This is a genomic window from Eubacteriales bacterium, from assembly GCA_041390245.1.
Taxonomy (GTDB): domain Bacteria; phylum Bacillota; class Clostridia; order Christensenellales; family JAWKQI01; genus JAWKQI01.
In genome coordinates, this window is the sequence record JAWKQI010000001.1 from 140,894 (window position 1) to 153,933 (window position 13,040).

Annotated in this window: 12 protein-coding genes; 1 reads left to right on the forward strand and 11 read right to left on the reverse strand. The window is 40.8% G+C overall.

Features of this window, described 5'->3' with window-relative positions; all coding sequences use genetic code 11:
- Genes R2876_00685 through R2876_00725 form a run of 9 tightly spaced genes read right to left on the reverse strand, consistent with a single transcriptional unit; the run spans window position 1 to window position 7,612 of the window.
- Window positions 1-360, reverse strand: a complete 360-nt coding sequence (locus R2876_00685) for an RsmD family RNA methyltransferase (protein MEZ4357143.1) — start codon at window positions 358-360, stop codon at window positions 1-3.
- Window positions 330-536: an RsmD family RNA methyltransferase gene (locus R2876_00690; GenBank protein ID MEZ4357144.1), complete on the reverse strand. Its 207-nt coding sequence runs from the start codon at window positions 534-536 to the stop codon at window positions 330-332. The genes R2876_00685 and R2876_00690 overlap by 31 nt, the downstream gene beginning before the upstream one ends.
- Before the next feature lie 12 nt (window positions 537-548).
- Window positions 549-1,097 (reverse strand): 5-formyltetrahydrofolate cyclo-ligase, encoded by a 549-nt coding sequence (locus R2876_00695; protein ID MEZ4357145.1) that lies wholly within the window; start codon window positions 1,095-1,097, stop codon window positions 549-551.
- Window positions 1,094-2,212, reverse strand: a complete 1,119-nt coding sequence (alr, locus tag R2876_00700; GenBank protein MEZ4357146.1) for an alanine racemase — start codon at window positions 2,210-2,212, stop codon at window positions 1,094-1,096. The genes R2876_00695 and alr overlap by 4 nt, the downstream gene beginning before the upstream one ends.
- 17 nt (window positions 2,213-2,229) lie before the next feature.
- The gene (locus tag R2876_00705; GenBank protein ID MEZ4357147.1) at window positions 2,230-2,664 is read right to left on the reverse strand and encodes an ACT domain-containing protein; all 435 of its coding nucleotides are present in this window, start codon (window positions 2,662-2,664) and stop codon (window positions 2,230-2,232) included.
- 22 nt (window positions 2,665-2,686) lie between these two features.
- Complete coding sequence (locus tag R2876_00710; protein ID MEZ4357148.1) at window positions 2,687-3,985, reverse strand: phenylacetate--CoA ligase; 1,299 nt, start codon at window positions 3,983-3,985, stop codon at window positions 2,687-2,689.
- A gap of 1 nt (window position 3,986) precedes the next feature.
- Entirely contained in the window at window positions 3,987-4,574 is a 588-nt protein-coding gene (locus R2876_00715; GenBank protein ID MEZ4357149.1) for an indolepyruvate oxidoreductase subunit beta, read from the reverse strand.
- A 26-nt stretch (window positions 4,575-4,600) separates the two neighbouring features.
- Window positions 4,601-6,304 carry an indolepyruvate ferredoxin oxidoreductase subunit alpha gene (gene iorA, locus R2876_00720; protein MEZ4357150.1) on the reverse strand — a complete coding sequence of 568 codons (1,704 nt, stop codon included), beginning with the start codon at window positions 6,302-6,304 and terminating at the stop codon, window positions 4,601-4,603.
- A 15-nt stretch (window positions 6,305-6,319) separates the two neighbouring features.
- Entirely contained in the window at window positions 6,320-7,612 is a 1,293-nt protein-coding gene (locus R2876_00725) for a phenylacetate--CoA ligase (GenBank protein ID MEZ4357151.1), read from the reverse strand.
- A gap of 250 nt (window positions 7,613-7,862) precedes the next feature.
- Here R2876_00725 and R2876_00730 point away from each other — a divergent pair, with 250 nt between their 5' ends.
- Complete coding sequence (locus R2876_00730; GenBank protein ID MEZ4357152.1) at window positions 7,863-8,783, forward strand: M14 family zinc carboxypeptidase; 921 nt, start codon at window positions 7,863-7,865, stop codon at window positions 8,781-8,783.
- 29 nt (window positions 8,784-8,812) lie between these two features.
- Here R2876_00730 and R2876_00735 read toward each other — a convergent pair whose 3' ends face one another.
- Window positions 8,813-9,676 carry a DegV family protein gene (locus R2876_00735; GenBank protein ID MEZ4357153.1) on the reverse strand — a complete coding sequence of 288 codons (864 nt, stop codon included), beginning with the start codon at window positions 9,674-9,676 and terminating at the stop codon, window positions 8,813-8,815.
- Between the two features lie 70 nt (window positions 9,677-9,746).
- Complete coding sequence (locus R2876_00740; GenBank protein MEZ4357154.1) at window positions 9,747-12,986, reverse strand: aminotransferase class I/II-fold pyridoxal phosphate-dependent enzyme; 3,240 nt, start codon at window positions 12,984-12,986, stop codon at window positions 9,747-9,749.
- Window positions 12,987-13,040 lie beyond the last annotated feature (54 nt).

The following is a 13,040-nucleotide window of genomic DNA, read 5'->3' on the forward strand; positions in this document are numbered from 1 at the left end:
TTAATTCTCCTTAAAATATGTAACGTATATATTCCCATATTTTTTCTGTTTTACCTTAAAAAGCCCATTAAAACCATCTAAAACATCAAAAAAGTCACTTTCTACCACAATTATACCATTTTCCGCTAACAAATGGTATTTTAAAATTATTTCTGCTATTTCCTTATATAATAAAGACTTATACGGCGGATCTAGAAATATTATATCAAACGGCCCATTGACCGTCTTTAATAAACTTATAGCATCGCCTTTTTTTATTATCGCCAAAGGAAAAAGCTTTGTCTTAATTAAATTCTTTTTTATTATATCTATACATTCGCTGCATTCATCTATGAAAGTACAGCTTTTAGCCCCTTTGATAAAGCCTCTATCCCAAGAGCCCCTGAACCTGAAAACAAATCCAGTACTCTAGCGGAGGATATTTCAAACTGTATTACGCTAAACATGCCTTCTTTGACTCTGTCCGTAGTAGGCCGCGCTACTTTTTCCGGTGCTAAAAGCCTTATGCTCCTGGCTGTGCCAGAAATAACCCGCATAGTAATTTCTCCTTAATAAAAGATGTTTTTTTCGGTTATTATTTTGTCCATCTTTATGTCGTTAATATCTTTTATTATCTCTGAAACTTGCTGGCAGGAAAACGCAACACCTAACTTATACGCATGCGTCCCTGCTAAAAACCTGTCGTAATAGCCTCTTCCATAACCTATCCTGTTAAGATTTCCGTCGAATGCGACCATCGGTACTATAACAAAATCTATATCGCTCTTTTTAACTTTTTCAGCATCATGCGGATACAATATTCCAAACCTGTCTGCCAAAAGGCTGCTGTTTTCATCATACAGAGCCACATCCATTTGCCCGTCTCCATCCAGGACGACCGGTAGGCATATGCGTTTGTCCATATCTTTACACACGTTAAATATTTGGGTTATGTCTACTTCGCTATTCGTTGGATAATATGCCATTATGGTCTTAGCTTTTTTAAATTCGTCTAATCCCTTGATTTTTCTGCATATAACACTGGAATTATACTTTCTTTCTTGCTCCGTCATGCCGTTTCGCACGCAAAGCGCCCCTTGCCTAGCTTCTATTTTCATGTCAAGTAAACCCTAAGCATCATCTGCAAAAACGAAAGGACTATTTCATAGCTTATTGTATCGCAAAGCTCAGCAATTTCGTCTGCCGTTATTTCTTCTTCTCCCTGCTTCCCTAGGCAGACCACTTCATCTCCGACAACTACGCCTTCTATATCCGTTACATCTACCATCATCTGGTCCATGCAGACCCTTCCGACTATCGGAGCGCGTTTCCCGTGTATCAGTACGCTTCCCTTACCGGATAGAAGCCTTTTAAAGCCGTCTCCGTAACCTATGCTTATAGTAGCGATTTTCATAGGGGCGCTGGCTTTAAACGTTTGCCCGTAACTTATCGTGTCCCCTTTGTCTATATCTTTTACAAATACGACTTTAGATAAGACCTTCATAGCAGGAGAAAGCTTTACCACTTTATTTTCCATTTCCGGAGACGGGTAAATACCGTACATCGATATCCCAAGCCTTATCATATCTAGCTGCGCTTCATTAAACTTTATGCACGCAGCGGAGTTTGATATATGAAGAAGCGGTGTAAACCCTCTATCCTTTACATACTTTGCAAACTCCAAAAACTTATCTAGTTGTTTCCTTGTCGTCTCATCGTGCGCAGCTGTATCGGCAGACGGGAAATGTGAAAATATCCCTGCAAGTTCTATATTCTTATGTTTTTCTACCGAACTAAGGATACTTTTTAGTTCCCCAATTGTCCTTATACCTATCCTGCCCATACCCGTATCTATTTTTATATGTATACGGCAAACCTTGCCCTTTTTCTTTGCGATTTCAGCTATCTTTTCTATAGCTACACTTGAAAAAACGCACAGGTCAAGGCCTAAATCAATGCACATATCTATCTCATCGTCTTCTATTGCACCTAGTATAAGTATACGGTTTTTTATCCCCGCATCACGGATGACCTTGCCCTCTTCAGGCGTTGCAACTGCAAGCCACTTAGCCCCCGCTTCAATTGCTGCCGTAGCACACGGAATACAGCCGTGGCCATATGCATCTGCCTTTACCACAGCCATAATACGCGTATTCTCGGATAGATGGTTCTTAATTTCCCTTATATTATTTTTAATAGCGTCTAAATCGACTTCAACGTAAGCTCGTGCCAATATAATTACCCTGCTTCTTAAATATTGTAGACGTCCTTATCTGAAAGTATATTGATATTATTATCGGTTAAAACTTTTACCGCCTTATCATTATCGTCTACCCTTTTGAATAAAATGAGCGCTTTATCAGTTCCTCTTCTTACAAACGAGTAAAGATACTCAACACTTATATCAGCATCGTTTAAAAGCTCTAATACGGCGTTTAAGCCGCCTGGTTTATCGTCTAGTTCAACTGCAAGCACGTATGTAGTATTGGCTGTAAATCCTGCATTTTTAAGTACTGTAAGTGCACGTTTGGGGTCGTTAACTATGCAGCGCAAAATACCAAAATTAGTGGTATCTGCTATTGATATTGCGATAATGTCTATATCTTCTTTTGCCAATACTCCTGTTATTTTGCTTAACCTGCCCTTTGTGTTTTCGATAAACACTGAAATCTGCTGTGTCAACATATTGTTTCCCTCCTCGCTATAACTAGAATTTTCTGTTGTCTATAACCCTTTTTGCCTTGCCTTCGCTTCTCTGAATCGTTTTCGGTTCAACCAGAGTTACAGCTGCGCTTATATTAAGCACAGAATGCAGCTCGTCTGCTATATGTTTTCTAAGCGTCTCCATTCTACGTACTTCGTCGAAGAAGATATCGCTTGAAACCTCTACCTGAACTTCTAAAGTATCGCTTCCATTAACACGGTCTACCACTATCTGGTAATGCGGCGATGCTTCCGCAATATTTACAAGTACGCTTTCTATCTGCGATGGAAACACGTTTACCCCACGGATTATAAGCATGTCGTCAGACCGCCCAAGTACTTTGGACATACGTACAAAAGTCCTTCCGCAGTCGCACTTATCTGCGTTAAGTGCGGTTATATCCCTGGTCCTATATCGTAATAAAGGTATTCCCTGCTTATTTATAGTCGTCATTACCAGTTCGCCCTTTTCACCATAGGGCAAAACTTCTAAAGTCTCCGGGTCTATTATCTCCGGTATAAAGTAATCTTCGTTTATATGCATGCCCTTTTTGCAGTAGCATTCGCAGGAAACCCCAGGCCCTGTGACCTCGCTTAAGCCATATATGTCAATAGCTAAAATATTAAGCCTGTCTTCTATCTGTTTGCGCATCTCCTCTGTCCACGGTTCTGCGCCGAATATGCCGCTTCTTAGTTTAAGTTCGCTTTTATCTATGCCCATCTCTTCCATGGTCTCTGCCAAAAACAGCGCATAAGACGGTGTGCATGCAATAAGCGTCGTCCCAAAATCCTTCATAAGCATTATCTGGCGTTTGGTATTGCCGCCGCTTATAGGGATTACAGAAGCACCTATCTTTTCAGCCCCGTAATGCGCTCCTAAACCTCCGGTAAAAAGCCCGTATCCAAAAGCGACCTGCACGACAGAATTCTTTGTCCCTCCGGCAGATGTAAGTGCCCTTGCCATCATCTCAGACCAAGAACCTAAATCACTTTGCGTATATCCGACAACGGTAGGTTTCCCCGTCGTTCCCGAAGAAGCATGGATCCTTACTATCTCGCTTAAATCAACTGCGAACATCCCATATGGATATCCGTCCCTTAAATCCTGTTTTGTCGTAAACGGAAGCAGTTTTAAATCTTCCAAAGACCTTATGTCTTCCGGCTTAACGCCTGCTTCCTGCATTTTCTTTCTGTATATAGGAACATTCTGGTAAACTCTTTTAACAGTGTCTTCGAGCAAACTAAACTGCAATTTGTTTAGTTTTTCCCTTTCCATACACTCATACGTCTCATTCCAATACATATTACTTTGTATCCCCCTTAAAAGCATATCCTATATTAAAAGCATCGATATTCATATCTATTAGTTTTGGCTTTACAACCTGCTTTAGAGCATCTATAAAACAATCTTTTTCAATGTCCATATATGCAGCCGCCGCCCCTAAAAGAACGGTATTTACAGCCCTTATATTTCCGGCCTCTTTTGCTAACTTATCCGCCGGAACGAATGTAACGCAACCACACGCCTGCTCTAATCTCGTTTCGATATCGCCCGGGTACTTTTCTTTTCCGGTTATTACCGGCATAGGGGAAATCTCCTGTGTGTTTACGAACATCTTTCCCTTTGGTGCCAAATACTCTATATACCTTAACGCTTCAAGCTTTTCAAACGCTATTATTATATCTGCCCCACCTAAATCTATAAGAGGCGAGAACACTTTATCACTGCTTATACGTACGTGCGTGACAACGCTCCCTCCGCGCTGTGCCATTCCATGGACTTCTGAAAGCTTAACGTCCATCTCTTTTATTTCCGCAACTTTACCAAGGATACGGCTTGCAGTAAGAGTTCCCTGGCCTCCAACCCCAACTATCAGTATATTCAACTGCATTACTCAATACCGCCTTTCCTATAGCATTAAAAGGACATACCTTTTTTACACAGCCCGCAACCGTTACATAAGGTTTCGTCTATAACCACTCCGTTGTCTGTATTTATTATCGCAGGGCAGCCAAGCTTTAAACAAAGCCCGCATTGTCTGCAATCAGTTACCTTTAAAGCCTTTCCCCTTGACTTTCCTTTTTCAAGCAATTCACAGGGGCGTTTGGCTATTATAACTGATATTTCCTTTTTAGCTGTTTCTTCTTTTATCGCTTTTGTCAAATCCTCTATTTCAAATGGGTCAACGACCCGTACGTTGTTTACGCCTATAGCATTAATAAGCTTAACTAAGTCTAGCTTCGGAGCGGCCTCACCTTTGGCATTTTTGCCTGTCCCCGGGTGATCCTGATGCCCTGTCATTCCAGTTGTCGAATTGTCTAGTATTATAACTGTCGACGCTTTGGCATTATACACCATGTCGATAAGTCCGGTAATGCCGGAATGTATGAACGTACTGTCACCTATAACGGCAACTGTATTTTTAGCAAATTCTTCACCGCGTGCTTTTTCTATGCCTGTAGCCATACCAATAGATGCACCCATGCAGACGCAACTGTCTATACCAAAAAGCGGCGGTAATGCGCCTAGCGTATAACACCCTATATCTCCGCAGGCTACCATGTTTAGCTTGTTAAGCACATAGTAAACCGCCCTATGAGGGCATCCGGGGCACAAAACCGGCGGACGCTGCGGCAGCTCCTGTAATTCTTTATGAGAAATATCTTCGTTTAATATCGCCTTTTTTATCTTGTTTACGCTATATTCGCCCTGAACCGTAAACAAAGCTTTTCCTTCGCACTTGATCCCGTTTGCCTTTAGCTGATCTTCAATGAAAGGCTCCAGTTCCTCGATTACATACAGCTTTTTGACTTTCTTCGCAAAGTCTTTAACCATATCCATATTTATCGGGTAAACCATGCCCAGTTTTAAAACAGATGCATTTGGGAGTGCTTCTTTAACGTAGTTGTAACAGATTCCGGAAGTGACCACGCCTATATCGCCTGATAACATCTCAACGGTGTTTATGTCAAGGCTATTGGCAGCCTCGGTAAGTTTTTTCATTCTTTCTTCAACTATAATATGGCGTTTCTTTGCCATCCCGGGCATCATGACGTATTTCATTACGTCTTTTTTATATTCCTTTAAAGGTATTTCCTCTCTCTTGCCTATATTTACTAGGCTCTGTGAGTGTGAAATACGCGTATGAGTACGCACCAAAACCGGCGTATCATATTCTTCGCTTATATCATAAGCTGCTTTCATTAATTCCTTTGCTTCGGCACTGTCAGCTGCCTCAAGCATGGGCAGATGTGCACTCCTTGCATAAAACCGGCTGTCCTGCTCATTTTGACTTGAATGCATTCCTGGGTCGTCTGCAACTATTACTACCAACCCTCCGTTGACACCTGTATAAGACGCTGTAAAAAGCGGGTCTGCCGCGACGTTTAAACCTACATGCTTCATCATGCAAAGTGCGCGCGCACCTCCCATTGAAGCACCAATAGCTACTTCAAGCGCAACCTTTTCATTAGGGGACCACTGCGCCTTTACTTCGTCATACTTGACTATACTCTCCAAAATTTCAGTGCTTGGCGTACCTGGATATGCTGCAGCTACAGTTACCCCTGCCTCATATGCGCCGCGGGCATACGCCTCGTTCCCTAGCATTAGTTTTTTCATATACCATTTCTCCCGTTATCTTAAATCTGTTACACGAGAAGCTTTTCCGGTGAAACGTTTTAAAGTTCCTGGTTCTTTTAACTTTATGTCAACGTTTATATTAAGTACCGTAAAGATATTGTGTTTGATTTTCTTTATCAAGTTTTCAAGGTCGTTATACCTGTTTATAAGGCCGGCATCCGTAACTTCAACCAAAACCTCTATTTTATCCATATACCCGTCTTTAGTGACGATTATCTCATAATATGGAGCTATACCGTCCATGCCAACAAGTACGCTTTCTATCTGTGAAGGGAATACGTTTACCCCGCGGATTATGAGCATGTCGTCTGTGCGGCCTTGTATCTTTCCCATTCTGGTAGATGTCCTACCGCATTTGCACGGCTCTTCTATAAGCCAGGATATATCCTTCGTCCTGTATCTTAAGATAGGCATTCCTTCCTTTGCAAGCGAGGTTATAACTACTTCTCCTTTTTCGCCTGCTGGAAGCGGCTCCAAAGTTTTAGGGTCTATAACCTCAACCAAAAAACAATCTGTTGCTATATGCATTCCGTCTTTATATGTACACTCACCTGCAACCCCAGGGCCAATAATTTCACTTAGCCCGTAATTTTCTGTTGCTATTATGTTCCATCTCTTCTCTATTTCACGGCGCATCTCATCCGTATGTCCTTCTCCTCCAAACAGCCCCAACCGCAGAGGCAGTTTTAAAGTATCTATTCCCATTTGTTCTGCAACTTCGGCCATATAAAGGGCATAAGACGGAGTACATACAAGTATAGTACTCCCAAAATCCTGCATTATATTTAACTGCCTTTCCGTGTTGCCGCTGGATATAGGTACAACTGCAGCGCCTATCTTTTCAAGCCCATAATGCAAGCCGAACGCCCCGGTGAAAAGACCATATCCAAATGCTATCTGAGCTACGTCTCCCGGTTCCGCCCCTGCACAGCAGACCATTCTGGCAACTACCTCAGACCACATATCAAGGTCGTTTTTTGTATAGCCTACAACCGTAGGTTTGCCGGTAGTGCCCGAAGAAGCATGCACGCGCGCCAGTTTGCTAACCGGCAATGCGAAAAAATTAAAAGGATAATTCTCCCTTAAATCGTCTTTAACTGTAAACGGAATGTTGTGTAAATCGCTAAGTTTCTTTATATGAGAAGGTTTTAAACCTATTTCATCGAATTTCTTTTTGTAATGCGGGACATTTTCATAACAGTTTTCAACAGTTTTTTTAAGACGCCCCATTTGTATCTCGGCTATTTCATCGTTCGTTGCAGTTTCCATTTTAGAGTTCCAAATCATTTCCCTTAAGCACCTTCCCAGTCTTAGATATTACAGCAGGCAAAAAAAATATATACTTATAAGAAAAAGTGCACAACCGTGCTACCATACTGCATCAATATAAGACATTATACAACAAATATAATTAAAAGCAAAGTTATTGAACTTTAAAAATTTTTTATATTTTCACAACTTATCCGGAGATGTTTTTTTATTAATTACACATTTTTTTTGTAAATATAAAATACATTTATAATGGAGGACACTTAAAATGTATATAAGCAATGTTGTAAATGTAACTAAGCCTTATTCCTATCTTAATTTTTTAATAGACTGCGCCAATCTATCTAAAAAATATGGTGAAAACATATCGGTTACTCACACCGGTTTTTCGGAATACGGGCGGCGTCTCATAATGATAAGGATAGGTACCGGCGACAAAAAACTCCTGTTTACCGGCACAAATCATGCAAGGGACCATATAACATGCTCTTACTTAATGAAAATGTGCGATGAATATTTAGCATATTTAGATAAACCGACATACTCTATCCCGTTTAATATACGCGAGATACTAAATAGGTGCAGAATATACATTATACCTATGGTTAATCCAGACGGGCTTGAAATTTCACAAAATATAAAGCCGAATTCTAATATAGTTCATATGCTTCGCAGCCATGATATCAAGGAATGGAAGGCAAACGCACGTGGAGTAGACCTAAGTATGCACTTCCCGTGCTTGTGGGACGAACTTAAATCACAACCTTCACCTGGATTCGAAGGCTATAAGGGAAATGCCCCCGGTGTCCAGCGCGAGGCAGTCGCTTTGATGTCACTGTGCCGCCGTGAAAAATTCGACCTTTCGGTTTCGTTTTATGCAAAAGGCGAGCAAATATACTTTGCAGATGCTTTAACTCAAAACAAGATAAGAAATGCTGGCATCATAGCACGTAAATGCTCACAGTTGACCGGATATCAAATGATGCCTCCGCAGGAAGACCCACAGACCTATGCCGGAAGTTTTGAAAGCTGGTTCCGGCAGGAATTTGAAAAAATAGCACTTTCAATTAAAATAGCCCCGAATAATTCAAGCGGTACTCCAGGAGACATTGCAAAATTTGATGATCAAATATGGCCTAGATGCCGCTATCTGGGGCTCTTACTAGCAGAACAAGCGATATTTTTATAAGAAAAAAGCACTTTTTAAAAGTGCTTTTTTTATTTTCTAAAATAAACTACCGCTAGTGTTCCCGGGCCTGCATGGCTTCCTATAACCGGCCCGACCATCTTTATGCGTACGTCTTTTGCCTGTGTCTTTTCAAGTATTTTATTCTTTAAATCTGCTGCCACATCTTCGCAATCTGCATGCAGTATATAAACCGGGGAATCCGGGCTTTCAAGAAACTCCGCTACCTTTTCCACCATATAGCGTTTAACTTTATTAAGACCGTTTAATTTATCTATATTTACTATTTTGCCTTCCTCATTTATCGTAAGTATCGGCTTAATATCGAGCAGTGTCCCTAGAAATGCCTGAGACCCGGAAAGCCTTCCGCCTCTTTTTAAAAATCCAAGGTCATCTACTGCGAACCAGGCCGTAGCTTTATTTTTGTTATCCTCTACCCACTTTAAAACTTCGTCAAGGCTTTTGCCTTGATTCTTCAAATCTATTGCTTTCATCACTATAAGCCCAGCCGGCATTGATATGCTCTTTGTGTCTACAACTTCAAGGCGTGCGTCAGGATATTCAGCTAAGATCTCTTCTGCCGCCATGCAGGATAAGTTATAGTGGCCGGATAACTCGGATGAAAAACAAAGATACAAAATATCCAGGCCTTTGTCTAGCTGTTCTTTATAAAAGTTCGCGATGTCAACAGGCGGGCGAGTAGACGTTGTAGCGGTTGCACCTTCCCGAAGCTTTTTATAGAACTCCTTTTCCACTTTTTCGTCTTTTCCCAGATCGTAAAGCTTCTCGTCATTATCAATTGTATATGGCATTAAAAATACCGGTATTTTGTTTTCTTCTGCATATTCGTACGGCAGTTCAGTGTCTGAATCTGTAACTATTATATAGTCTCTCATATCTACCCCTCCAAAATTAATATATTATGATATCTATGAGTCCAAGCCATATAGGCTTAACTTAAAACGGCTATATTTTTTTTATATTATATTCCTCAAATAATTTATCAAGCATATTAAGCGCAAACACTATCTGGTCTTCTTTATGGTCTGCTGCTAAATTAAACCTTAACCTAGACTGGTTTTTAGGTACTGCAGGATAAACAGCCGCAGGTACAAAAATACCTTTGCTAAGCATCTTCTCACTTAATATATATGCGTCTAAATCACTTCCTACAAGTACCGGTATGATTGCGCTTTCACCCGCCAGGCAGATGTTAAAGTTATGGCGCTTCGCCTCTCTTACAAATGTCTTTATATTTTTGTGAAGAGACTTAACTCTGGAATTATCTTTAATCATAATTTCGATAGCTTTAAGCGAAGCAGCAGCCAGCGCCGGGCTTAACCCAACCGAGAATACGAACCCCGGCATCGAATACTTAAGATACGATATAAGCGAGCTTTTTCCTGCCAGATATCCACCGCATGTCCCGAGGCCTTTAGATAACGTGCCCATTTTTATATCTATGTCATCAGGCGCAAGGTTAAAATACTCATCTACGCCCCTGCCCGTTTCACCTATTACGCAGCTGGAGTGCGCTTCGTCTACCATCAGGAATGCGCCGTACTTTTTCTTTAAGCGAACAAACTCAGGTATCGGCGCGATGTCTCCGTCCATTGAATAAACGCCTTCTACTATTATTAAAATCTTTTCATATTTGGGGCGGGACATTTTAAGCAGGTTTTCTAAAGCTGACAGATCGTTATGCGGAAAGGCCTTAGTATCGCTCTTTGAAAGCTGGCAGCCCTGTGTAATAGAATTATGAGAAAGCGCATCATATAGTATGATGTCATTCTCGCTGCAAAAATTACCTACAAATGTAACGTTCGTGGAATGCCCGCCTACACATACAATAGCATCTTCCGTATGCTTCCACTCTGCAATTTTCTTTTCCAGCTTACGGTGGAGGGATTTTTCCCCGCCGATCAGCCTTGATCCGCTGGCAGAAGTGCCGTATTTGTCTATAGCTGCTTTTGCCGCTGCCACAGTCTCGGGATGCCCGGAGAAGCCTAGGTAATTATATGCGCCGAAGTTTATAACTTCCTTGCCGTTGACGATAGAGGTATCCTTTATAACCGATTCATGCTGGATAAAGAACGGGTCTGCCATACCAGAGTCTTCTATCTCTTTTCTTCTCAATAAGTAAGCCTTGTACTCTTTTGAATCTTCGAACTTAGTAATGGCTTCAACTTCTTGTTTTTGCCCTTTTACTTCCTCTTCTTCTATGCCTTTTATCCTGTTGTATAAAAGCTTCGATAAATCATATACGCATGTGCATGTAAGATAATCGCTTTCGTTTATCGGTATGTTATACATTTCTTCTGCCTTGGTCATAACACTTAAGCTGGAAAGAGAATCTCCACCCAAGTCGTCTATAAAATGGGCATTATCAGAGACATTTGCAACTTCTAAACTGAGTACATCTGCAAATATGCTCCTTATAGTTTCTTTTATCTCGACAAACATAGGGTCTTTTATCTGTTCTAATAAGTCCTCATGCTTATTTACCATATCGGTTTTTATAGCTTTATTTTTTAAATCTACTTCAACGCACTTTAACTTGCCATCTTCAAGCATATTTCTTAATGCCTGGCGTTTTACCTTTATTCCGGAAGCTAGAGGCAGTGCTTCATTAGATATTACCACTCTTGTCAGCTTTTTATATATAGGAAGATATGCGTTTGCAGAATATATCTCGTCTATTGCCCGCTTAATATCATCTCCGCTTGGGCTTTCGCCCATGTATATTACAAGCGCGATATCCTCATAAGGCCCTTCTTTTGCGGTCCCGGTAACACAGTAGCTCTCCACTCCGCTTATACTTATAAAAGCATCTTCAACCTCATCAGGATATACGTTTTCTCCGGACTCGTTTACTATAACTTCTTTTATCCTACCATCTATAAAATATTTTCCATGAACTAGCGAAGCCATGTCGCCCGTTGCAAAACATTCTTCAGTTATATCCCTTTTTTCATACTTACCGTCTATCATTCTTCCCGAGTGTATAGACTCGCCTTTAACTAAAAGCTCGTTTACTCCGGAAACGTTTTTAAGCGAATACTGCGTTGGGCTGAGTGGGTCTCCGACGCTTCCAGCAAGCATTGTACCTATATCCTCTGACAGCTCAACAGAATTTATGCCTGTTTCTGTCATCCCATAACCGTTTACCAAATGGTATCCAAGCCCGTTTACAATCCTTAGCGTTTCAGGTAAAATATGCCCTCCTCCGCTTATCATGAACCTTACGTCGCTCCCAAAAAGTTTAGACTGTATTTCCCTAAAAAACAGTTTAGTAGCAACTGCCCTGCCGTATTTTCCAAGCCTCTTTTGCAATGCCAGGCTTCTTGACAAATATTTTTCAAGTTTGTCTACAGTCTCCTGCCCACCGAGCCTTGCTTTTTTCAATAAACTAAACGCCACATTGTTCCAAAAAAGCGGTACCGCAAATATATGCGTTACTTTTAGTTTTCGGCAGGTGTGCATTATTGTTTCCGGCGTCATATCCTTTATATAAATAACACATTTTGAAAATATCGAACTCCAGAGAAATACGGCGATAAACCCGAAAATATGGTGGAACGGCAAAAATGCAAGGTTTCTCATATCATCGTCGCTTAATAAATCATTTTTCTTTGATAAAATATCTTTTGTAGCTGAAAGCTGTTTTATAATGGTCTTTTCTTCATAGACATTGACCTTTGAAGTGGCTGTGGTTCCCGATGTGCAAATGGCGACTCTGTCTCCAAATTTATCTGAAAAGCTGTAATTATAGTCATACTGTGATAGTTTAGCAACCTTTTCCGGATCTATGATTTTTATACCCGGAAGTTTAGCCTCTGCATCCGTTATAATTGCCTTAGCGCCGGCTTGCTTTAAAATATGCATCGTAGCGGTATCATCAGAACGGTAATCTATCAAAACCACATTGTTCCCTGCCGCTAATATAGACCAGAACACTACCGGCCAGACAGGAGAATTTTTTAACTTAAGGCCTACGAATTCACCTTTTCCATCGATCTCATTTAAAATTTTTTTTGTAGCGGAGCCAATCATGCCCCTATACTCTTTATATGTGATCTTTTTGATTTCATCACTATCCAGCAAATACTCTGCTGCAATATCTTCTGTGCTATATATCATTTCAAAAAGGTCTCTTATCGTACGCTGCTTAACTAAGCGGCTAAGTTTTTTGTCGCAGTCTCCCATCTAAAGAATTCCTCCGTAATAAAAAATAAAAAAATGATGCCAGTATGGTTATAA

Coding starts and splice junctions, on each gene's coding strand:
- R2876_00740 (MEZ4357154.1), bottom strand. CDS start 12,986: ATGGGAGACTGCGACAAAAAACTTAGCCGCTTAGTTAAGCAGCGTACG.
- R2876_00730 (MEZ4357152.1), top strand. CDS start 7,863: ATGTATATAAGCAATGTTGTAAATGTAACTAAGCCTTATTCCTATCTT.
- R2876_00695 (MEZ4357145.1), bottom strand. CDS start 1,097: ATGAAAATAGAAGCTAGGCAAGGGGCGCTTTGCGTGCGAAACGGCATG.
- R2876_00705 (MEZ4357147.1), bottom strand. CDS start 2,664: ATGTTGACACAGCAGATTTCAGTGTTTATCGAAAACACAAAGGGCAGG.
- R2876_00715 (MEZ4357149.1), bottom strand. CDS start 4,574: ATGCAGTTGAATATACTGATAGTTGGGGTTGGAGGCCAGGGAACTCTT.
- R2876_00690 (MEZ4357144.1), bottom strand. CDS start 536: ATGCGGGTTATTTCTGGCACAGCCAGGAGCATAAGGCTTTTAGCACCG.
- iorA (MEZ4357150.1), bottom strand. CDS start 6,304: ATGAAAAAACTAATGCTAGGGAACGAGGCGTATGCCCGCGGCGCATAT.
- R2876_00710 (MEZ4357148.1), bottom strand. CDS start 3,985: ATGTATTGGAATGAGACGTATGAGTGTATGGAAAGGGAAAAACTAAAC.
- R2876_00725 (MEZ4357151.1), bottom strand. CDS start 7,612: ATGATTTGGAACTCTAAAATGGAAACTGCAACGAACGATGAAATAGCC.
- R2876_00735 (MEZ4357153.1), bottom strand. CDS start 9,676: ATGAGAGACTATATAATAGTTACAGATTCAGACACTGAACTGCCGTAC.